Consider the following 21,894-nt stretch of genomic DNA (forward strand, 5'->3'; position numbering starts at 1 on the left):
AACTACTGTTAAAAATGGGAGGATTACCGACTACTATAATTAACGAGTATACATGTCAATTCTAGAAAGAGTATCTCGATAATCCAATATTTTGTGCCTGAGATTCAAGAAGTCATCAAAATTGAACTCAGTTTCTTTCTTACTGTTTTTTAAAACATACTTACCCTGAGTGCAGCTTTTTTCCATAGCATGAGCTAATTGATTTCTAGGAACTAAGATTGCATTCGGGTAATCAGACAGTGAATTAATGTAAGGGTAAAGCCTTTCATCATCTATTTCATTCAAAATTTTAACGAGAACTTGAATCTTAGGTTGACTACTAAGTAAGCTTGTATATTGATTAATCTCTTTATCGTCTCCTAGACTTTTAATTTTCTCTAGTGACTTCTCATGAAAAGAGCAAGTTGTACTTAATATTTCGTCAATATACTTTCCTTGGTCGACTTTACCGACCAACCTATGAAATAAATCGTCAATGAGGTGGTCAAAATCAGCAACAGCGGCAAGATACAGACCTCTCATTTGATTTAAATCAAGAACCTTACGTAACCTAGAATCAATTATATATGTAAGATTGGCTGGCAAATCATTCCTATTATAACAATACACCCCATCAACACTAATTTTACTTCGAAGCGTAGCAGGCGTTTCACTACTATAAAAAACTATGTCAGTCGCAGTACAATAACGTCTAATTATTTTAATAAGATCACTGCCATCTCTATCTTCTTCTTTGAGTTTATAATCTACAACTAGCAAATCATAATCTTTCTTTTTAAAGATATTTTTTATAGTATCTTCGTTACCAACATCTTGCCTACAATCTAATTTTAAATCGAAGCCCATTCTTGCTAGCTTTAGTTTGATGTGTTCTTGTGCAGATGAAACATTTTTTGGTCTATCATCAAACCACAGAACATTATATTCTAACTTCATTTTGCAAACCTAATTATAAACTTAGCACCATTTTCATATGTAGGATCGGCTTCAATGCTGCCACCCATTTCATTAATCACTTGCTTTACATGATAGAGGCCGAGACCTGAACCATCAGTTGTTGTTACGCCCATATCAAATATACTCTCGATATCAAGTTTTAAGTGTGGCGCAAATCCAAAACCATCATCATAAACTTCGACTTTCATTCTTTTTTTATCAGTTACGGAAGATGAAAATGTTATTTTAGTACACCCTGTATTTGGCTTTGATGCATTGTGAACTAAGTTATCAACAACTAACATCACTTCCAAAGGCATAAATGTCATATCCCATTCGTGACCATCACTAATCCATTCAACATCTATATCAGGTGAATATTTACTTACTACTTCCTCAAGGTATTCTCTTGCAAAAAACACTAAGTCTTCATCAATTTCTTCCGCACTAAGTCTATAATCTGCGACGGTAGCAATTCTTGAAACCGTGAGAATCTGCTGATTCTTGAAACTTATCGATTCAAGTATTTGGCTAATCTCTTGCGTCGACATATCCTTACCAGATCTTAAGCTGTCTAACTTCAATTGAATTAAATGATTTATACTCGACGAATATATTCCAATTTGATGATGGAAGTTGCGTACAGTCTCTATATCTAGTGAGGATGCCTTTTTCAAAAATAATGAGCGTTTTTTCTCTTCCTGTAACGCTTCTTCAACAATTTCTAGTTTCTCAGTACTGTCGTCTAGACTTTTTTGTAGTTCCTTATTCTTTTCTAGCTCAACTAACTTGGCTTCTCTTTCTTTGCTAGCTTCTTCTTCTGCTTCTAATCTTAGCTTTCTTTCGAGTTCAGCTTCTTCTCTCGATTGTCTCTCAGCTTCTTTAAGTTCGCGATACTGGTTTAAGGCTATTTCTATTCTTTCTTGAAGAGATTCGCTTCCAGATTTAGAAACAAACTGCTGTAAATCATTTATCACTTCAGAAAAGTTATTGTTTCGTATACTAACTATATCAACTAATCGTTCACTATAATCTATGACTTCAACATCTTTGGATGTAGCCAACTTAGATATAACTTTAACAACTCTAGATTTACCTTGATCAGTTAATATTCTTGATAAATTATCAGACTCTGCATCCAGTTTATCTGGCCATGAAACTTTAGAAACATATGCTTCTAGTCTTTTTAAAGCATGATCATAAAAGAACTTAAATAGCTGTTGTGATGATGCCGTTACTACAAACCCTTTGTCTCGACTACTTGCTTCTTTAAATTTAGTTGAATCACCTATAACGTCTATAATACCAAGAATCTCACGAGTACCAAGATATCGACCATAACCTTGTGTTTTTCTTGAGTTTAGCCCTAATGTGTCATCGTTAGGTTCACCAATTGGAAACACTCTAAATCCATTATTAAATAAGAATATTGAACCAAATTGAACACTTGGTATACCCATTGTTCTAGTGAAGTTATTTTTAGCAGCTGTATTCATATAATATATTTCAATATTAACGTCAGCTTTATAAAGTAAATTATAGTTATTTTTTTCTCTTATCTTGTAAACTAACTCACCACGGTCAATTAAAGTTGTTTCTATACCATTATCATCTTTAGATATGTTAACTTTAATTCTAGTAGTTTTTTCTGATATTTTATCAAATACAAGGTTCCTAACTTTACCATTAACCACATCAATGTAAGGAGAATCAGAATCAACACTATTTTTTGATTCCTTAGAAAGGTTCTCTTTATCTTTATCTAACTCACTTGGTGCTGATATTATGACGTCAAAATCATTCTTCATTCCAAATGGATCAATTAACTTAGCTAGTGCAGACTTCAACCTTATTAGTTTATATCTTGACCAACTATCTTTATCCCTCAAGTGTTTGAGTACTAAAACGGTGCCCGAATTTTTCACTTTAAGTCTTGAGTCATCTGGACAGTCGAAATCGTTAGCTTCGCAGTAAGCAACATTTACTGAATCAAATTTATCTTTTTGATTTAATTCAAAATCATCCCAACTAAGAGCAATTTGATGTACCTTTTCACATTTATCAGACTTGGTTTGAATAACTAAATCACGACCTAACCTATCACACGAAAACCTACCCACCCCTTTATTTCCTGCATAGTGGGCACGTTTTGCTCTCAAGTTAGCTCGATAATCTTTTGAAAGAGACACATCTTCTGAATCGTCAGCCTTAGCTGAATAGGCTACAAAGAGCCATTTATTTACTAGATCATCATAAGACATTCCCTTACCATTATCAGAAATGATGATTTCATCTTCTAAAAAAGTAATTTCAACATTGTCGGCGTAAGCATCAAATGAGTTTTTTACAAGCTCAAAAATAGCAACAAAATCATCCGTTATAAGATCTTTACCAATAATGCTTTTTAGACCAGTGCTAACTTGAAATTTCAATTAATTTTCCTTCATGAATAAGCTTTTGAGCATAACCCCAAGGGCTTCAGCTAATAAGGGAGGTACTGCGTTTCCTACTTGCGTGTAGCGAGGGCATTCTTGAGTCCTTCTTTCCCCACCAGTCGTGTACTTACCTAAAATATCGAAATCATCAGGAAACGATTGGATTCTAGCCATCTCTCTTACAGTAAGTATTCTTGGTTCAGAGTAGTGCAGTAAGTCATCAGGTAACGTAGTTAGTGTCTTAGAAGGCTCATTAGCATTGAGTACTGTTATAGCTTGTTTCTTCGTACCTATCTCTAGACGCATAGCGTCACTCAAACTCACACCCGGTTTGCAGATCTGCTGGATTCTAGTGAATTTCTCTATAGTTGTATCTTTATGGCGAGCTAGACGAAGACTATTGGGTTTATTTTTACCTCCATTCTTTCTTATAACTCGAAGGTACTTTGATTGCTTCTTAGGCTGAGTGTAGTTAATTTCTTTAAAGCCACTAACTTCATTCCCAGAATGATAAGCAAGTCCATTTTCACTTACTAGAAGATCACCGATAGCATCACTAACCTTTACATGACTTAATGGGAGCTTTTTATCAATCAAAAAATCTCTTTTTGTGCTGGCTAAAATTTCGAATGGGTTTTTAAAGTTTTCCGCCACCAACTCTTTTTTTATGCCAATCATGATGAATCGAGTTCTTTTCTGAGGAACACCAAAATCCGCACTACATAAAAAGTCTGTAAAAACTTTGTAGCCAAGCTTTTCTAATTTGGCTTTTACAATCATAGAATGCGGTTTTCTAGCCTTCTTACCTTCTGCTGGCTTGAAGGACGCGTTAAACCCTCGAACGTTTTCTAGCAACAAATACTTAGGTGAGACTATCTCTACCATCTTAATATATTCGTCGGACAACTTGTTACGAGGATCTTTTGCATTTCTTCTACCAGCCAAGGAAAAGCCCTGACAGGGAGGTCCCCCTGCAATTAGATCAACTTGACCTTTCAGAGCCGATAGTTGTTCTAGGTGATTTTCAAGAAGATCTTGAATTGTAGTTTCTTGTTTTGGTAACCAAGTTGGCCAGTTAAAATGAGCATGAGCCCCATCAATCAAATTATGCTTAAAAGTAGAAAATGCCATTGAATCTTTTTCTACAGCAAATAGCCCCTCCCAACCTGCATTACCAAGACCTAGCGAAAATCCGCCGCACCCTGAAAAAAGGTCTATATAAGTACCTTGTTTACATTGATTCAACTTGTCCGACATTGACAAAAATACTCTTAAATTTTAATTGCATATAGATAGTATTATTTTAAAGTAATTCTGGCAAAAGACCAGGACTAAAAGGTTCGCAGTTTGTGAGCTAACATTAAAAATAGTTAGCCAAACTAAATTGATGACACAAGCTAAAATATGAAAACAAAAATTCATTACAATAAATAAGTTATAGATTTTCAGTTCATTCAGAATCTTGAATAGTGGTATAAGACTAAATCAATCTCCCCCCTCCCCCTCTTTGTTGAGTTTTTTGTTACCCACATTCCAAATATTCACACCTAGTTACAATCAAACAGATGCCGATTGAAACTCAAAGCATCATCATCTGTCTTCTTAGTGGCTAACTAACATCATTCACAAAGGTATGGTTTGAAAACACTGCATCATCTTCGTACTGCTAATTCAACTCACTGGGTGCTGATTCTTGTGCTGTGGGTGGTTTTAGTATGCCTGATGAAAAACATGAATGTGTTGTCGGCGGCTTGCTCAGTGTCGGCGGATCAATCGAGTAGTATTGCTCCAAATTTAATTTCATTTTCTGATAATAGCATTGAGAATAAGGCTAAACCGGATAGCTCGAGTGAATGCCATTTATCAGAAAAGTTGCTGCAATTTCATTTTCATCAACTCGATAATGTGGTGATTACTAGCCTACTGCCGAGCTTAATGATTGTGGCATTCCTGTGGTTTAGCCTCACTGCCTATCGAATATTTCATAAACCTCCCGTTCCCAAACGGCGACGTCACTTAGAGCTTTGTACTTTCCAAGAATAAGTAATAACGACTAACTCTCGTCATCACTCTCTTTTATTAAGAGAGCCGGTTTTGTTATTTTCATTTTAGGAATACCAATGCAACTTTTTACTGTATTCACACGCCTTCAACCTAAGCTTGCCAAATTAAGTTTGGGGGGGTTATCGCTATTCGTATTATTCAGCAGTTATGTCACCGCCGCGCCGCTAACAACGGGCTGGATAAAGGCCGAACAACATCCTCCGGTTGAGGTGCAATTTGTGTTAACCGGGCAGGTTGATGCCAACAATAACGCGGCCGGTTTTATTGAAGTCAAACTCGACGATGAGTGGAAAACTTATTGGCGCTCTCCGGGCGAAGGTGGCGTATCACCGGAACTTGACTGGCAAGATTCTAGTAACATTAATAATGTAGATTGGCAGTGGCCTTATCCGCAGCGCTTCGATGTTTTAGGCATTGAAACCTTAGGCTATAAGCATGATGTCGTGTTTCCACTTTCAATCAAAATCGAAGATCAACACCAGCCAGTCAACTTTAAGGCCAATTTAAGTTTATCATCTTGCTCAACCGTGTGTGTGATCACCGACTATCCGTTAGAACTTGATTTTACTCCTTCTGACTTAAAAGCGGATGCGGATGCGATGCGTCGTTATGCTCAGGCGATGAGTTTAGTGCCGCAAGCTTCCTCAATGTTGGCCAATGCGCAAGCCAAGTGGGATACGACAAGTAATAAGCTACAAGTCACCCTCACCAGTCAACAAGGTTGGCAGCAACCGGATTTGTTTATTGATGGAAAGGCAGAAAATGTCGCCGACAGCAGCTTTTCTCATCCTAGGCTTTCAATTGATGGCAACCAGTTAACCGCTTGGTTTGATGTGTCTAACTGGCTAGGCGAGCCGGATTTAAGTGGTGAATCGATACAAGTTACGGTTGTCGATAAACAATTTATTACCGAACAAACTATTGCTTTAACCGACGGTAGTGTCAGCGAGGCAAGTAGCAGCTCGTCACTATTAACCATGTTTGCATTTGCTTTACTGGGTGGCTTAATTCTTAATGTGATGCCGTGTGTACTGCCAGTGCTAGGCATGAAACTTACCTCAGTTTTAAGCACTGAACGCCAACAAAAATCACAAGTACGGATGCAATTTTTAGCCTCAGCAGCAGGCATTATCAGCTCATTTTGGTTAATTGCCGTCAGCTTGGCGGTCCTCAAATGGTCCGGTCAATCGATTGGTTGGGGGATTCAATTTCAAAGCGCAGGCTTTCTAGGCTTGATGGTATTAGTGACAGCAATTTTTGGCGCCAATATGCTGGGCTTATTTGAATTGCGTTTACCTTCATCGGTGAGTACTTGGATGGCCACTAAGGGGAGTAATAAACACTCGGGTCACTTTATTCAAGGCATGTTTGCCACTTTACTCGCCACGCCTTGCTCTGCGCCGTTTCTTGGTACCGCAGTGGCATTTGCACTTGGCGCTTCTTGGGCGACTTTATTTCTGATATTTACTGGTTTAGGTATCGGCATGGCAATGCCTTGGTTACTGGTGGCGCTGCGTCCTTCGCTTGCCTTGAAACTACCAAAACCGGGTAAATGGATGAATCGCCTTAAAATCATTTTTGGTCTGATGATGCTGGCGACTTGTGTGTGGCTGATTAGCTTACTCTCTTCCCATTTATCGACTGGGCTGTTATGGGCAATCAGTGCTTTCGGGTTAGTGGTTCTGATTTGGCGTAGCGTTCAGGCATTTGGCGGACGCGCGGTGGCGATCACCAGTTGTATCGCCTTGATTGCCTCATCTGTGATTTTTTTCATCGCTAGTCTGACCGCGGATTATTGGCGCTCCCCATTACCGGCCGAGTTAAGCTGGCAGCCACTAGATACTCAGGTGATCCAGCAACAAGTTGCAGCAGGTAATATCGTATTTGTCGATGTGACGGCGGATTGGTGCATAACCTGTAAAGCCAACAAGATCGGTGTGCTATTGCAACAACCGGTTTATGACGTATTGCAACAAGACAAGATTGTACGTATGCAAGGTGATTGGACAGTACCTAACCCACAAGTAAGTGAATACTTACAATCGTATAATCGCTTTGGTGTACCGTTCAATATTGTCTATGGCCCACAAGCGTCACAAGGAATTGCACTGCCGGTGATCTACTCCAGTAATGATGTTATGCAAGCCATCGAAAAGGCATCGGGAGGGATTCAATGAAATCGATAAAATCAAAACTCATTGGTGTATTCAAGTACCTAATATTGCTGGTTCTGGTATCCGTTGCGGTCGATCTGTGGCGTAGTCAATCGGTACCAACGCAAGCCAGTTTCAACCTCAAGGCGCAAGATATTAATCAACAATGGATCGATATTGAGGCATTAAGTCAGGAACAGCCAGTGGTGGTGTATTTCTGGGCTAGCTGGTGTTCGGTGTGTCAGTTTGTCACGCCAAGTGTTAACTGGGTAAGTGATTACTACCCTACTGTCGGCATCTCCTTGTCATCCGGTGAATCTCACAAGCTGCAACGCTACTTTGAATATAAGAAATTGGGCTTTGCCAACATTAATGATCCACGTAGCCAAATCGGCCAGCAATGGGGAGTCAATGTTACGCCGACAATTTTTATCGTGCGCAATGGTGAAATCAAACACATCACCACCGGCTTTACCTCGCCAATCGGTTTACTTGCTCGTCTTTGGATGAGTTAAGCCAATCGCTTTCTAGCCAGTTATTTAAAAACTCTTTTTAGGATATATGATGAAAACAACAATCAAACAACGCGCTTTAATTTGGGTTAGCCTACTCATGATAAGCTTATCAACGACTACACTACAAGCGGCAACACTGCCACAAGAAACCGAGCAGAAAATTAATGAGATCAATCAAATGCTGCGTGACAATCCTAAGATCATTGATGGGTTGCACAAAAGCTTGCAACAATATGTCCATCAACAAAACCAATTTGATGCGGTATTAAAACAGCACAATAACTATATCTACAACAACCCGGACCAACCGTCTTATGGTGCGAAAAATCCAAAACTGACGATTGCGTTTTTTACCGACTACAGCTGCCCTTGGTGTAAAAAACTCACGCCGGTATTACAACAATTATCCGAGAAGTATCCAGAGCTCAAAATTGTAGATATTTTAGTACCATTAAAAGAAATCAATAGTGATCAAAGCTCAGCGACTTATGCATTAAACATTTGGCAAAATAAACCAAATAAGTTTGCCGAAGTCAGCGAGTTATTAGTCAAAAAACCAGGTAGTCACAACCCTGCATCACTACTTAAAGTAGCGAAGAAAACTGATACTCGTGAGCAATTAGAAGAGATTGAGAAAACTCAACAACAAGTAACCAAGAACTATCAACTGTTTGCTCAACTTGGCTTACAAGGCACGCCTGCAATGTTAATTGGCGATGAAGTGATTCCGGGATATTTACCGATTGAAAAACTAGAGCCGATCATCCAAGCGCAATTGGCTAAATAACCTCAGTTGCGGATAACGAGAAGAGTCCATTACTCGTAGAGTTCATTCTTCGTAAAGCCCACTCTTCGTAAAATCAAGGCGGCTACCTTGTCGCCTTTTTGGTTTTGGCTTCCTACTTCAATCTCGATTCAAAGCACTTACCATGGACATTTAGACATCTAGACGTTGACACCTCAATGTACAAGCTTTACTCTGCGCGGCCTATTTTGTTTTCGATCTTCATTAATCGCTCTTTATTAATACTGGTGTGTTATGTCTGCTCCTGAATCATCAAAACCAGCTCCATCTCATCGTCCTACATCGTCCGCATTGGCTTTATTACCACTCGGTGTATTCTTGACATTATTTATTGGCGTCGGTACCTACTTAACCATCCAAGGCGTTGATTTTGCGTTTTATCAACTACCAGCTCCAATTGCGACTTTGCCTGCTATTGTCGTGGCGATTCTATTAAGCAAAGAAAAAATCAATAAAGCGATCGAACAATTTTTTAATGGTGTCGGCCATCAAGACATCATTGCCATGTGCATGATCTACTTGCTTGCTGGCGCTTTTGCGGCTGTTGCTAAAGCCTCTGGTGGGGTGGATGCAACCGTTAACTTTGGTTTATCTTTACTTCCAACCAGCATGATCTTACCTGGTATCTTTTTAATATCTGCCTTTATTGCCACTGCAATGGGTACATCGATGGGCACTATTGCTGCCGTTGCGCCAGTGGCAGTTGGCATCGCGCAATCTGCAGGCATGAGCATTCCACTAACTGCTGGTGTGGTATTAAGTGGCGCGATGTTTGGTGATAACTTATCAATCATCTCTGATACCACCATTGCAGCAACTCGCTCACAAGGTTGTGAGATGAAAGATAAATTTCGTGAAAATATCAAAACCGCCATTCCAGCTGCGTTAATCACCATTATCATTTTTGCTTTCAGCAGCACCGCCACTCAAACACCAACAACCGGTGATATTGAATGGCTGAAAATCCTACCTTATATCACTATTTTGGTTTTAGCGATTTCAGGTCTGAACGTCTTTGTTGTGTTAAGTTTAGGGATTATTTTAGCTGGTGGTGTGAGCTTATATTCCGTACCAGGTTACGCTTTCGGTCAGCTCGGTAAAGATATCTATGCTGGCTTTGGTAACATGCAAGAAATCTTCTTATTATCGATGCTAATTGGTGGCCTAAGTGAGCTAATGCGTCAGCAAGGTGGTTTAGCCTTTGTAACGCAACTAGTAAATCGAATTATTCATCAGTTCGGCGCAAAACATTCTGCTAAAGCCAATTCCAGAGCTAGCGAACTCGGCGTTGCCATTTTAGTGTCTCTCACCAACTTCTGTACTGCGAATAATACAGTAGCCATCATCGTTTCTGGCAGTGTCGCGCGTGAATTATCAGAACAAAATGGCGTAAGCGCCAAACGTTCTGCAAGCTTGTTGGATATTTTCTCTTGTATCACGCAAGGTATTTTACCTTATGGCGCACAGGTATTATTACTCGGCTCGGTATTTCAATTATCACCGCTAGAAATTATTTCAAACTCTTTCTACTGTTTTATTTTGGCCGCTTGCGCGATTCTTGCGGTATTTGTGAATAATCGCCACGCTTAAAACGTCTCTAGCATACTAGTTAAAGCCATCCCCTCGTGGCTTTAATTTTATCTGCAAAGCAGGCGCTTACTGATTCAAATTCCCTATCCCTTATGCTACTCTTCGCTCCCCTTTTTTATCCTTATTGTTTTTAATGCTTTGGCTAAAGTGCTGAGTTGACTAAAATGATAACGATAAACCTCAACAAAAGTGAATGAATAATGATCGGTAAAGGTACCCTTTATATTGTTTCTGCACCGAGTGGTGCGGGTAAATCTAGCCTCATCTCTGCAATGTTAGAAAGAAATCCTAACTACGCAATGAAAGTCTCTATTTCACATACCACACGTGAAAAACGTCCTGGTGAAGAAGATGGCGTTCATTATCACTTTGTTGAAAAGCAACACTTTGTTGAGTTAATGGAACAAGGCGTATTCCTCGAGCATGCTGAAGTGTTTGGTAATTATTACGGCACTTCTCGTGTGTGGATTGAAGAAAACCTAAACAAAGGCATCGATATTTTCTTAGATATCGATTGGCAAGGCGCGCGTCAAATTCGCACTCAAATGCCACATGCCAAAGGTATCTTTATTTTGCCGCCATCAAATGGTGAATTAGAGCGCCGTTTAAATACTCGTGGTCAAGACAGCGAAGAAGTGATCGCTGGTCGCATGAGCAAAGCAAAATCTGAAATTTCTCATTATGATGAATATGATTATCTGATCATCAATGATGACTTTGACGCTGCATTAATGGACTTTAAAGCCATCATTCGTGCAGAGCGTCTAAAACAAGACAAGCAAGCCGTTAAATATAACGGCATGTTACAAGCCTTACTAGCTGAATAATCGAGAGTTTTTTTATTAAAACACACAAATAATTACCCAGCTATCTTATTGCTAGAATCTCTAGCAGTAAGGCTGTATAATTTCCCGTCATTCTAAATAAAATTTACTAATTGGAGTCACCATGGCACGCGTAACTGTCCAAGACGCTGTTGAAAAAGTCGGTAACCGTTTCGACCTAGTCCTAATTGCGGCTCGCCGCGCTCGTCAAATGCAAACTGGCAACAAAGATGCATTGGTTCCTGAAGAAAATGATAAGACTACCGTTATCGCACTACGCGAAATCGAAGAAGGCTTGATCACTAAAGAAGTACTAGACGCACGTGAGCGTCAAGAACAACAAGAGCAAGACGCGGCAGAATTAGCAGCAGTAAGCAGTATCGTTCATCACCGTTAATCTCTCTATTCTGGGCGTATAACAATTGTACTTATTTGAAAGTTTAAAGGCCGTTGCCCAAGAATATTTACCAGAGTCTCAAATTGAGACTCTGCGTGAAGCCTTTTTGGTCGCAAAAGAAGCTCATGAAGGTCAAAGTCGTTCAAGCGGCGAACCTTACATCATTCATCCCGTTGCGGTTGCCCGTATTCTGGCAGAAATGCACCTTGATAACGAAACCTTAATGGCAGCGTTATTACATGATGTAATAGAAGATACCGAGGTCACTAAGGAAGAGCTTGCTGCTCAATTTGGTGAAACCGTGGCTGAATTGGTCGATGGTGTTTCTAAGCTCGATAAACTCAAATTCCGCGATCGCAAAGAAGCTCAAGCTGAAAACTTCCGTAAAATGATCTTAGCCATGGTGCAAGACATTCGCGTAATCTTAATTAAGCTGGCTGACCGCACCCACAATATGCGTACCCTTGGTGCATTACGCCCAGATAAACGTCGTCGTATTGCACGCGAGACAGTTGAAATCTTCTCTCCCCTTGCCCATCGCTTAGGTATTCACAATATAAAGACTGAACTTGAAGAGCTCGGTTTTGAAGCCCTATACCCTAATCGCTACCGTGTATTGCGTGAAGTGGTTAAGGCTGCCCGCGGCAATCGTAAAGAGATGATCCAACGTATTCACAGTGAAATAGAAGGCCGCTTACAAGAAGCAGGTTTGCAAGTTCGCGTACTTGGACGAGAAAAAAACCTCTACTCAATCTACAATAAAATGCGCACTAAAGAGCAACGTTTCCATACCATTATGGATATCTATGCTTTCCGCGTGATTGTTGATACCGCAGACACTTGCTACCGAGTATTAGGTCAAGTTCACAACCTGTATAAGCCGCGTCCAGGCCGCATGAAAGACTACATTGCGGTACCAAAAGCGAATGGCTATCAATCTTTACATACTTCAATGGTCGGCCCACACGGTGTACCAGTTGAAGTACAGATCCGTACCGAAGATATGGATCAAATGGCTGACAAAGGTGTCGCGGCACACTGGTCATACAAAGCCAATGGAGATAGCTCCGGCACTACCGCACAAATTAAAGCGCAGCGTTGGATGCAAAGCCTGCTTGAATTACAACAAAGTGCTGGCAACTCATTTGAATTTATAGAAAACGTCAAGTCAGATCTCTTCCCTGATGAAATTTTCGTGTTTACGCCAAAAGGCCGTATCATTGAATTACCAGCAGGCGCAACCGCGGTAGATTTTGCTTATGCAGTACATACTGATGTAGGTAATACCTGCGTGGGTGCTCGTGTTGATCGTAATCCGTACCCGCTTAGTAAAGCCTTGAAAAATGGCCAAACCATTGAAATCATTAGTGCTCCGGGTGCTCGCCCGAATGCAGCATGGCTCAACTATGTGGTGACTTCTCGTGCTCGCACTAAGATACGTCAAGTATTAAAGACAATGCGTCGTGATGAATCGCTGGCACTAGGTCGTCGCTTATTAAATCACGCACTAGGCGATCTGTCTCTCAGTGATATTAGCGAAGGGAACATTACTCACGTACTTTCCGATCTCAAACTGAAAACTCTCGATGAGTTACTGGCAGCAATTGGTTTGGGTGAGCTGATGAGTATCGTGATTGCACGCCGTTTACTCGGTGATGCTGATGAGTTAACTGAACTACCTATTTCTGAAGATGAAGCAAATTCAACAAGTCACTCGAAGAAAAAGAAACTCCCAATTCGTGGCGCAGAAGGTATTTTACTGACTTATGCAAAATGCTGTCACCCGATTCCAGATGATCACATTATTGCGCATGTTTCACCGGGTCGTGGCTTAGTAATTCACCGTGAAACTTGTCCGAATGTTCGCGGCTATCAAAAAGAACCAGAACGTTACATGGCGGTTGAGTGGTCAAAAGATTTCGAACAAGAGTTCATTACAGAGTTAAAAGTCGACATGCAAAACCGCCAAGGCGCACTGGCTGATTTGACTAATGTAGTGTCTTCTACTGGTTCAAATATTCATGGTATTACCACTGAAGAACGTGATGGCCGCTTATATACTATCACGCTATTATTGACCGCTAAAGACCGTGTACACCTTGCAGAAATTATGCGACGAATCCGTGTGATGCCTCATGCATTAAGAGTTCGTAGAGCGCGTAACTAAAGATAACTTTTTCCGTTACTCGAAAAAGTTTAATTTTTCGAGTAACGGGAAACGAGTATATAACCTTATATTCTACATACTTATATGCTACATATTGGTGCTTTCAAAAATCTTATCTGCCGAAGCAGTAACAAAGCCTTGATACAACTCTCCATCTTCTTTTTCAAAGCGCTTAGCAAATTCATAAAATCCACCAGGGATCTCCAACTCTCCATCGGTAAACTCTACTTTGACTTTATCCGCTAAAGTAGAAGACTGCTGTAAGCCTACCTCTTTACTGCCTTTAATATCGCCACCAGCATGATTCATTTCAAAGTTATGCCACACTAAGAAATCATTCACTTGTTCAAGGTCGAGAAAACCCGCTAGATGATTAACGCTCACCGTAAAGTGGTTCGCCCCAAAGCCATGGGCAGCAACCCAAGCGGCGTACTCACTTTCTTGCGCTAGAGTTTGATAATCCTCTTTGTTGATGCGCCAAGGGCGCCCTTGAGATAAGAATCGCGCATCGTCACTATATTGACTTGGTAAGTCATGAAGCAGTTTATTGACGATTTGCTTAAGCGTGTCAGAACATTGTTCTAAACATAATTCGCTAATAAACACTTTAGGATTGTAGCGCGTCGCGAAATGTGAACACACAAACCCTAGTAAAGTGAACACGGTAAGTATTGTTCATAATACTAGGGTTTGTTTATTTTTATAGCTGTATTTAAAGTTGCTTTGAAGATAGATTAAATCGATTTTGAAATTGTCACGTCACAGTGTTTTGAGTGATATGTCACATTTCCTTTAAAGTTATCACTTCTAATACTCAGGACTAAACGGTTCGAGTTTGTCGGTTGCATCCCATTGCGCGAACTGATCCCAAATATCACGCTTGCGAGCAATGAATACACGCAAGACTTCACGCAATTCTGCTAGTGAAGTATCGCGCCAACTATTATCCGCAAGTCGGAATTGAGTGGTGTCGGTTTCTTGGGCGTTAATGGTTTCTGCATCGTTGATCACACGGCGAATGTCTGCTGCATCAGATACAACATCCCACTGAGCACTTAACGCGTTCAAGTTTGAGCTGATTGCAGTGTCACGAATCACTTTGCCGTTGCTGCCGTTATACTCTGCAACGGCTTCATCATCTTGTACCCATTGTTCACCTTCCCATTTTTGAAGTGGCTTTGGTTCAATCAAGGTGTATTCGTCATCGACTAAGGTTTTATCTTCAAACTCTTTCGGCTGCTTTGTTTGCTTGTTGTAAGCGGTGACTTTCACGAAGCGTTCTTTTACTTGCCAAGTACCATCACTGTAATCACGCGGTGTAGTGCCATTGCTGCCTAGAAATACGTGGTATTCATTTTCTTCAAGCTCGACAACAGGCAAATCTGGTGTGTGATACGGTGGGATCATGAACTCTTTTGACTTGATGTTTTTTACAGCATCAACTGTACGTAGATATTCACCTGTTTCGAAATGATATTGTGCTAGTTTCATGCTGCGTACTCTCCATGAATAATCCAAACTTCATAAAAATTTGTTTTTGGGCGGGTATATGTGCCTGTTCTTGCGATAAGTGATGCGTCAAAAGTCAAACCATCATTACTACTATCAACATTAACAGACGATGACGGCGCTCTCATTGCGTTGTTAAAACCATCATTTCGACGTTTAAAAACCCCAGATCCTTGGATTGGAAATGTACTATCTTGAGCTGCAACATCCCAAAATTCTCCTTTTAATTCCTGTATTTGATCTTCTATTGTCGTACCAGCCGCCCCATACATACCCGCTGCTGCTTCCCAAGGCATCAAGCCGTAGTTAGGTAGTGTGAATGTGGTTGCACCGTCCCCCGTACCGTAGTTAGCTGCGTATTGAGTTGGGTTGGCATCAATTAAAGCTTGGTCTACGGCTGTTGATTCTGCGATTGCCCAGAGCTTTGGAAAATCTGCGCGTAACACTTCTGCGCCATCACCTTTTAAGGCTATTTGTGTGCGTTCGAATCCGTGGATGGATTCGTGGAAGCGGAGGCCTGTTAGCACATCTAGCATTGCAGCTTTACCACCTGCGCCAATTGCAAGCGCCAAATGATCAAACCTATCCGGGTCAAAATCCACACCAGACGCACTGAGCGCATTCATGAACTCTTTAATATTGGCGTTAAACCAGTCTGCACCTGGGTAGCTTGGTGCGCCGCTGTCGTTGGATTCAGAGAAGTAACCAGGCGTACCAATTCGGGGTTTGGTGGCTGGCGCTTCCGTGACTTGTGAGCTGTTATTTAACGGATGCATTAAACGCTCTCCTCATCATAGTAGTAAACAAATTCGTAGTATTTACCGCCTAGCTTGATGGTGTTTAACGTACATTCAAGAATGGCAGCGGTTTGTAATACCAATGGGGTTAAACAGTTATCTAAACAGGTGGCATACGCTTGGGTGATGCCATAAACATTAATGCGAAGAACGTGACGATAACGCTCTTCATAAAGTGGATATGTACAACCACGTAAGCAGTGGTGTGGGAAAATTTCTTGCACTTCAATGTCAAAGCCCAAATCTGCGGCTAGCTTTTCAATGTTCCACGCCTGTAAACCGCCTTTACGGTGGTACTTTTCAACAACAGCTGCACGGCGTGATTCAAAGCCTTGGTTACTCACATTACACTCGGGCAAGCCTAAATAGGTTTCCCATTCGGGTAGTGTTTGAAAGCACGTTTCTGGGCGCATTTCATCAAGCAGTAAGTCAGCATTCGTTTCTGCTGCTTCAAGGCGTGGTGCATAGCCTGCAACATACTTATATAGCGTGCTGTTTGGCTCGTAGTTCCAAATCAAACCACGAGGCATTTGCAGAACAAGCGAGTTTGTCCACTCGGCTACGCTATGGCCCATGTGATCACCCCTAAATCATGTAACTGGTTTGCGGCAGCTGGCACATCAGCATTGAGATCAAGCGTATAATCCGTCACACCTTCAGTGCCGCCGATAGCCGTACGAACGGCGCTAAGTAGCAAGGTTTGACCAGGTGATAGCGTTTTGAAGTAAGAATCCAAACTGGTTTGAACCGATTGTCGAAGCTCGGCAGAGTCAGGTGTTAAGCCAATGCCTAAGTCAGTTGTTAACAATTGAAGATTGATATTGATAGGTTCTATGCCCGCAGGACGCCCAACATCTGCGCCAGTTGCAGGGTCAGTGTGACGGTAGATATACGCATCCATAGTGGCAATATCTGTACTATTCGGAATGATGTCTTCACGGCTATCAAACACAAACGCATAACCAACCGTTGAACCACCTTGGTAACGATCATACGCCCAAGCACGAGTCACGCCAGCCACTTCACGGCACCACGCCACATAATCATGCACAGCGCCGCCCATTGGAGGGTTGCGCTTACGGAATAACAAACGCTCAAGCACCTCGTTTACAGGTTCTAAATCTGCACCGCCAGAAATTTCGCCCGTTGTGCCGTTTGGTTGAATGCCTGGCACAGTAGAAACGAGCGTTAATGTTTCACCATCATCAATATTGCCGTCTGCGCCTGGCTCGTTGGCCTCAACTGTTACCAACACTTCACCATCAACAGGCGCGTTAGAAAGCACCACGGTATATAAGCGGCCATCGCTGTGGATTAATTGCGTATCCAGTGGCACAGGCACATCACCAATTAACGTGACAGGGCCAGTTGCTGCCGTGGCAAGCTTCTGGATCACGCCTTCAGTTCGTGCAGTATCAATAATGGTTTGGTCTTCAGATTCAGAGGTCGGAATAATTTGGCGAACAATCCAAGACTGGTAATCGTATACATCACGCAACGAACCACTGACCGCACTATTTAGTGCAAGCTCAATACCAAACTTAGGCAATACCTGGTCAAGTGATGTCTCAATATCAAGCTTGCCAGTCTCAATCAGTTGGCGAAGAGTAGGAACGTTAAACGGCATAGATAAACTCCTGAGTGGCAGACCAAGCACGAGACACAGTTAAGGTAATTTCCTTCCCATCTGGCTTTGAAATCACAATGGTTAACGCAAGGGTTTGAAAGCGAGGAATAGAACCCGTCACAGAGACTTTGCGAGCCATGCGGCCATTGCCATCATCGACCAGCATCCACGCCAGTGCATCTTCGGCATATTTCACCGCACGGTTACGCACATCAGTGGTCAGTTTGGCACGGTAGAGTAGCCAGAGCTTAGAACCCCAAGGTTTATCTGAAAAAGTATCTCCCGGCCAACCACGTAAATCGGTTGTACCATCAGGAATATTGTCAGAGGAATTAGCACGAGCATCGGTAAACAAAGAAATCAGCACAAGGTTTGATATCGTGCTGTCCACATCACCTTCAATGATAACGTTGGATAACTGAACCATACCTTGTGCGATGTTCATCATAAAAACCTTTAGCCAATAGGCGGTGTCGTGTTCGAGCTTCCTGCTTTGTGATAGTGACCAAGATATGAAAAACCGCCAGCCGTTAAGTCGCTACCGCTAACCACACTGGCTGACGTAATACCGCCAGAAGCAAAAATGCCTAAATCTGTCGAGATACCATCCGTCACATGCAAAGGGCCTTGAATTAATGTTTCTGGTGAGATGATAGTGAAAGAATGAGCGGCGTTATAAATCACCTCAGTTGCTGTGATGATTAGCTTGCCGTCTTTGGTGAGGCGGATGTTGTGACCTTCTTGATGGTATAAAAAAACATCGCCACTTTCACCTTTTGGGCGACAATTTTTATCTTCCACGGCCACGGCAACCAAGTTAGCTAAATCACCGCCAAGCGCTACCAATACCGCTTCTGAATTCTTTGGCGGGTTTGAACTCATGCCATAGTTTTGAAAGCGCTCAATGTTATCGGCAGACTCATCCGCATGTATTTGCACCTGGATGTTTTGACGTTGTAAATCCTCGATAACACCTGTCACCAACGCACGGCCAATACTGCCCATGATCTTGCGACGAATCGGGGCAAGCAGTTTTTGAATATAGCGCTCTGTTACCATTTTGCAGCCACCTTTGTTTTCTTTTCCGCTTGAGCTGGAATGTCCATTGCTTCTTTAGGAACGACACTGATCACAGATAGCCGACCAGACTCATCTTCGCTAAACATCACCGCCTTGATCAGTAGCTCTTTATCAATACCAAATATTTGGTCTGTTACTTGAATCAATTGGTTAAAGTTCCACAACTTGCCCGTATCAGGAATGCGCCAACCTGTTACTGTGTATTCCGCACTGTTCGAACGTGCAATGCTGCGCTGGCGTTCCCACTGACCGCGCTTACTCGCACCATCAGCAGTAGCGATTTCTTCATTGATGATGATCATTGGTCGATAACGAGTGATTTCCTCATCCGTGATTTCCGCTTTTATTCCACCAACGGAGGACAAGCCAGCACCGTCCCATTTTTCACCGAAACTTGGGCCAGTGGATTTCACTGTGAACTGACTAAAGCGATCACGCCAAGAAAAACGCCCACGTGCGGCAAGAACGTTCTGGCCGAGAATTAAAGCGGTGCCTGCTTTTTCTTTGCTAGTACGAGTGATCACCAAGTTACCAAACGTGTCAGAAGTCAGTAGAACACCACGCTGTTTTGCTAAACGAGCAAGCAGTTCATGGGCGGTTTCACCTTGCTCAAGTTGCACACGTTGGAATGCTGCGCCTACATCCGTATTCACAACCACATCAATGCCAAACGGCTTACACACCGTTCTAGCAATTTGCGTTAACGTCTGGTTGTTGAATTGGCCGCTAGAATGCACCACAGAGCAATCAACAAGGTCAGCGGTTTTAGCGCGGCCACTGACTGAAATAGTGATTTGTTCATCATCGTAACTTGGGATCCAGTCATCAATGTAACCGGTGATCACACGCTCACCACCAATCTCAACAACACAAGCTTCACCTTGTTGAATCGGTGCGCTTACGGCTTGGTATTTATTGTTCATCCATTTACTTGTAAGCGAGAGCTCAAAACTGCCTGCCATCGCATCTAGCGCACGAGTGACTTGCACCTTTGTCCAACCTTCATAAACCTTGCCATCGACTTTTAAGGTGACTTTATCCATTGCTATTATCCCCAATAATCTCAACCGATTGAGACGGAGTAACAAAGGCAGGATGTGAAAGCCCATTGCGGCGAATAATCGACTGGCGGTTTTCCGTATCACCTGTTTGAGCCCAAGCAACATAAGACACAGGCATGGTTTGATTCGGGGTATAAACAGAAAGTTGTGGTAGCTGCTCTGCGCGAGCACGAGTGTCAGACAACACAGACTGGCGCAATGCGCGCAAAGAACGCCACAAGTCGGAATCACCACGCTCTACCGCTTGCTCTGAAAACACCGCCAGTTCACTTGCCACACCATTTCCCATGGCTTTCAATTGCGGACCAGTCAAAATGGCCGTACGTTCAGCGCCCGTTAACGAGGCAATTACATTGTCATCCGCTTCAGTATCCTGGTTAAAATCTGAAGCACCCAACGCTGCCGCTTTAGAAATGGCCGCAGAGTTTAAAATCAGCTGTTTATACACTTCACTGTTTTGGGTAATCGCCGCTTTCTTTTCTGAGTTAGCCATAAATGGCACAGAACTAGCGATACCGTTCGAACTCGAAATACCACTACTTAAACCGCCAGTTACGGCCAACTCTGCACGCATACCATCCCAACGGTTTTGCACTTGGGTATAAACATCGAGGGCGCGAATAGGGTCAGTGACTACAGACTTCACATCTTCTAATAAGCCCATTGTTTCAACCGCCAAGTCGCCAGGATAAGCCAGCAAGTTACCAATCGAGTCTTTGGCGCGAATAAGTCGGTTCGTCCATTCACGCAGCTCGCTTGGTAGTGAAGGTAAGTTTCGAGTGAACTCGTCTAAATCATCTAAAAACTGATCCACCATGCCGCCAATACCTTCCACATTATCGACATCAAAAGCAGAGGCAAAGGTAGAGTTAGCAGCATCTTGAGATTGTTCGGCTTTATCTTGTAAGTCGCTAGCTGTGTCTGATTGAGCCGAAGGAAAAAGGTTTTCGCCCACCTCAAGCACTTCAAAGCTAATGCTCGCGGTTCGGTCTTTATTGATAAGTAGCTTATGGCTCACTTTACCAACTTGAACTTGTCGCACGCCAAACCAAGGGTGAATGAGTTCGCCTGGTCCTGGCTGATTCAGTGCATCGAGTATATTTTGCAATTGGGTGACGTAATCATCGCCAAGAACGCGACCAGTGATTTTTTCTGATTGCAGCACCTTACCGTTGTCTTCCGCCCAGCCACTTTCCTTTTTAGGGTAAGCATGAGGAATGGCGCGGCGGCCACTTTCACCATCTGCGCCTTCAAGTAAGAATTCAACACCACGAAAAGAGGCGGTTAAACGTTCTTCAAATGCCATTTAAAGCTCCTTTATGGTGGGTTAATTGATGCCTGAATCTGGGTTAACGGTTAAGCCAGGGAAGCTGCCACTCGTCTTAGTCGTGATACGCTCATCAGTCACACCAATATCGACTCTGAGATTGCCGCCACCACTGTACTGTTGGCCTGCTAACATCCAAGGGGAAGCAGTATCTTTTGTATAAGCACTATTAAAGTTTTTAATTGCATCAGCAACGCTTGCGCTTTGAGGCTTTTTCGTTGGCTCTTCTTCATTAGATAACCAACGTTTTAGATCATCAAAAACATCAAGAAGCCCTGCTGACACAGGAAAGTTCTCTGGTAACTGGCTAGTATCAACTTCTGATTTTCTACGAACATCAAACAAGGGAGCTTGTTTAGGCGTCTCAATGGCCATATAAGCAATAGGTAAGGCTGTGGTCGCAAACCTAACTGCATCACTAGCTAAATACTTCGCGGAATTAACACCGGAGAGTGCACGAGCTTTCCAACCAGCTTTTTTAGGCGTTGTTGTAGGCTTATTTCCGCCACCGCCACCTATATCAGGCCCTCCACCAAGTCCGTTCATTGGCATATTGACAACATAAACAGGGGTTGCACCTAGGTTTGCGATATTATTGGCAATATTT

Annotated in this window: 20 protein-coding genes; 8 read left to right on the forward strand and 12 right to left on the reverse strand. The window is 42.3% G+C overall.

The window, feature by feature from the left end:
- Positions 1-39 precede the first annotated feature (39 nt).
- The 3 genes from ACN0T8_RS09040 to ACN0T8_RS09050 are packed head-to-tail and all read right to left on the reverse strand — an operon-like array spanning position 40 to position 4,628.
- Positions 40-936, reverse strand: a complete 897-nt coding sequence (locus tag ACN0T8_RS09040; protein ID WP_417880300.1) for a hypothetical protein — start codon at positions 934-936, stop codon at positions 40-42.
- On the reverse strand, positions 933-3,368 hold the full coding sequence (locus ACN0T8_RS09045) for an ATP-binding protein (RefSeq protein ID WP_417880301.1): 2,436 nt from the start codon (positions 3,366-3,368) through the stop codon (positions 933-935). The genes ACN0T8_RS09040 and ACN0T8_RS09045 overlap by 4 nt, the downstream gene beginning before the upstream one ends.
- Entirely contained in the window at positions 3,369-4,628 is a 1,260-nt protein-coding gene (locus ACN0T8_RS09050; protein WP_417880302.1) for a DNA cytosine methyltransferase, read from the reverse strand. It lies immediately after the preceding gene.
- Between the two features lie 381 nt (positions 4,629-5,009).
- Here ACN0T8_RS09050 and ACN0T8_RS09055 point away from each other — a divergent pair, with 381 nt between their 5' ends.
- From ACN0T8_RS09055 to spoT, 8 genes are all read left to right on the forward strand, one after another.
- Entirely contained in the window at positions 5,010-5,414 is a 405-nt protein-coding gene (locus ACN0T8_RS09055; protein WP_417880303.1) for a hypothetical protein, read from the forward strand.
- Positions 5,415-5,491: 77 nt separating this feature from the next.
- Positions 5,492-7,612: a protein-disulfide reductase DsbD family protein gene (locus tag ACN0T8_RS09060; protein WP_417880304.1), complete on the forward strand. Its 2,121-nt coding sequence runs from the start codon at positions 5,492-5,494 to the stop codon at positions 7,610-7,612.
- A complete protein-coding gene (locus ACN0T8_RS09065; protein ID WP_417880305.1) occupies positions 7,609-8,103 on the forward strand; it encodes a protein disulfide oxidoreductase in 495 nt (164 codons plus the stop codon). Before ACN0T8_RS09060 ends, ACN0T8_RS09065 begins: the two co-directional genes overlap by 4 nt.
- Before the next feature lie 49 nt (positions 8,104-8,152).
- On the forward strand, positions 8,153-8,890 hold the full coding sequence (locus tag ACN0T8_RS09070; RefSeq protein ID WP_417880306.1) for a DsbA family protein: 738 nt from the start codon (positions 8,153-8,155) through the stop codon (positions 8,888-8,890).
- A gap of 252 nt (positions 8,891-9,142) precedes the next feature.
- A complete protein-coding gene (locus tag ACN0T8_RS09075; protein WP_417880307.1) occupies positions 9,143-10,498 on the forward strand; it encodes a Na+/H+ antiporter NhaC family protein in 1,356 nt (451 codons plus the stop codon).
- 203 nt (positions 10,499-10,701) lie between these two features.
- Entirely contained in the window at positions 10,702-11,325 is a 624-nt protein-coding gene (gene gmk / locus ACN0T8_RS09080) for a guanylate kinase (RefSeq protein ID WP_417880441.1), read from the forward strand.
- A 121-nt stretch (positions 11,326-11,446) separates the two neighbouring features.
- On the forward strand, positions 11,447-11,719 hold the full coding sequence (rpoZ, locus tag ACN0T8_RS09085; RefSeq protein ID WP_027696467.1) for a DNA-directed RNA polymerase subunit omega: 273 nt from the start codon (positions 11,447-11,449) through the stop codon (positions 11,717-11,719).
- A gap of 25 nt (positions 11,720-11,744) precedes the next feature.
- On the forward strand, positions 11,745-13,886 hold the full coding sequence (spoT, locus tag ACN0T8_RS09090) for a bifunctional GTP diphosphokinase/guanosine-3',5'-bis pyrophosphate 3'-pyrophosphohydrolase (RefSeq protein ID WP_417880308.1): 2,142 nt from the start codon (positions 11,745-11,747) through the stop codon (positions 13,884-13,886).
- Positions 13,887-13,973: 87 nt separating this feature from the next.
- Here spoT and ACN0T8_RS09095 read toward each other — a convergent pair whose 3' ends face one another.
- The 9 genes from ACN0T8_RS09095 to ACN0T8_RS09135 form a co-directional block, all read right to left on the reverse strand.
- A complete protein-coding gene (locus tag ACN0T8_RS09095; protein WP_417880309.1) occupies positions 13,974-14,492 on the reverse strand; it encodes a DUF1338 domain-containing protein in 519 nt (172 codons plus the stop codon).
- A gap of 201 nt (positions 14,493-14,693) precedes the next feature.
- The gene (locus ACN0T8_RS09100) at positions 14,694-15,377 is read right to left on the reverse strand and encodes a hypothetical protein (RefSeq protein ID WP_417880310.1); all 684 of its coding nucleotides are present in this window, start codon (positions 15,375-15,377) and stop codon (positions 14,694-14,696) included.
- Complete coding sequence (locus ACN0T8_RS09105; RefSeq protein ID WP_417880311.1) at positions 15,374-16,171, reverse strand: hypothetical protein; 798 nt, start codon at positions 16,169-16,171, stop codon at positions 15,374-15,376. The genes ACN0T8_RS09100 and ACN0T8_RS09105 overlap by 4 nt, the downstream gene beginning before the upstream one ends.
- Entirely contained in the window at positions 16,171-16,767 is a 597-nt protein-coding gene (locus ACN0T8_RS09110; RefSeq protein WP_417880312.1) for a YmfQ family protein, read from the reverse strand. Before ACN0T8_RS09110 ends, ACN0T8_RS09105 begins: the two co-directional genes overlap by 1 nt.
- Entirely contained in the window at positions 16,752-17,819 is a 1,068-nt protein-coding gene (locus ACN0T8_RS09115) for a baseplate J/gp47 family protein (protein ID WP_417880313.1), read from the reverse strand. The genes ACN0T8_RS09110 and ACN0T8_RS09115 overlap by 16 nt, the downstream gene beginning before the upstream one ends.
- Positions 17,809-18,264, reverse strand: a complete 456-nt coding sequence (locus ACN0T8_RS09120; RefSeq protein ID WP_417880314.1) for a phage GP46 family protein — start codon at positions 18,262-18,264, stop codon at positions 17,809-17,811. The genes ACN0T8_RS09115 and ACN0T8_RS09120 overlap by 11 nt, the downstream gene beginning before the upstream one ends.
- Before the next feature lie 11 nt (positions 18,265-18,275).
- Positions 18,276-18,878 carry a phage baseplate assembly protein V gene (locus ACN0T8_RS09125; RefSeq protein WP_417880315.1) on the reverse strand — a complete coding sequence of 201 codons (603 nt, stop codon included), beginning with the start codon at positions 18,876-18,878 and terminating at the stop codon, positions 18,276-18,278.
- On the reverse strand, positions 18,872-19,942 hold the full coding sequence (locus ACN0T8_RS09130; protein WP_417880316.1) for a phage baseplate assembly protein: 1,071 nt from the start codon (positions 19,940-19,942) through the stop codon (positions 18,872-18,874). Before ACN0T8_RS09130 ends, ACN0T8_RS09125 begins: the two co-directional genes overlap by 7 nt.
- Positions 19,935-21,266, reverse strand: coding sequence for a DNA circularization protein (locus ACN0T8_RS09135; RefSeq protein ID WP_417880317.1), 1,332 nt, complete (start codon positions 21,264-21,266; stop codon positions 19,935-19,937). Before ACN0T8_RS09135 ends, ACN0T8_RS09130 begins: the two co-directional genes overlap by 8 nt.
- Positions 21,267-21,894: the final 628 nt, after the last annotated feature.

Source organism: Vibrio sp. (genome assembly GCF_048266485.1).
Taxonomy (GTDB): Bacteria; Pseudomonadota; Gammaproteobacteria; order Enterobacterales; family Vibrionaceae; genus Vibrio.

Coding starts and splice junctions, on each gene's coding strand:
- ACN0T8_RS09110 (WP_417880312.1), bottom strand. CDS start 16,767: ATGGGCCATAGCGTAGCCGAGTGGACAAACTCGCTTGTTCTGCAAATG.
- ACN0T8_RS09115 (WP_417880313.1), bottom strand. CDS start 17,819: ATGCCGTTTAACGTTCCTACTCTTCGCCAACTGATTGAGACTGGCAAG.
- ACN0T8_RS09105 (WP_417880311.1), bottom strand. CDS start 16,171: ATGCATCCGTTAAATAACAGCTCACAAGTCACGGAAGCGCCAGCCACC.
- ACN0T8_RS09100 (WP_417880310.1), bottom strand. CDS start 15,377: ATGAAACTAGCACAATATCATTTCGAAACAGGTGAATATCTACGTACA.
- ACN0T8_RS09060 (WP_417880304.1), top strand. CDS start 5,492: ATGCAACTTTTTACTGTATTCACACGCCTTCAACCTAAGCTTGCCAAA.
- ACN0T8_RS09070 (WP_417880306.1), top strand. CDS start 8,153: ATGAAAACAACAATCAAACAACGCGCTTTAATTTGGGTTAGCCTACTC.
- rpoZ (WP_027696467.1), top strand. CDS start 11,447: ATGGCACGCGTAACTGTCCAAGACGCTGTTGAAAAAGTCGGTAACCGT.
- ACN0T8_RS09065 (WP_417880305.1), top strand. CDS start 7,609: ATGAAATCGATAAAATCAAAACTCATTGGTGTATTCAAGTACCTAATA.
- ACN0T8_RS09050 (WP_417880302.1), bottom strand. CDS start 4,628: ATGTCGGACAAGTTGAATCAATGTAAACAAGGTACTTATATAGACCTT.
- ACN0T8_RS09040 (WP_417880300.1), bottom strand. CDS start 936: ATGAAGTTAGAATATAATGTTCTGTGGTTTGATGATAGACCAAAAAAT.
- ACN0T8_RS09120 (WP_417880314.1), bottom strand. CDS start 18,264: ATGAACATCGCACAAGGTATGGTTCAGTTATCCAACGTTATCATTGAA.
- ACN0T8_RS09075 (WP_417880307.1), top strand. CDS start 9,143: ATGTCTGCTCCTGAATCATCAAAACCAGCTCCATCTCATCGTCCTACA.
- ACN0T8_RS09130 (WP_417880316.1), bottom strand. CDS start 19,942: ATGGATAAAGTCACCTTAAAAGTCGATGGCAAGGTTTATGAAGGTTGG.
- ACN0T8_RS09135 (WP_417880317.1), bottom strand. CDS start 21,266: ATGGCATTTGAAGAACGTTTAACCGCCTCTTTTCGTGGTGTTGAATTC.
- ACN0T8_RS09125 (WP_417880315.1), bottom strand. CDS start 18,878: ATGGTAACAGAGCGCTATATTCAAAAACTGCTTGCCCCGATTCGTCGC.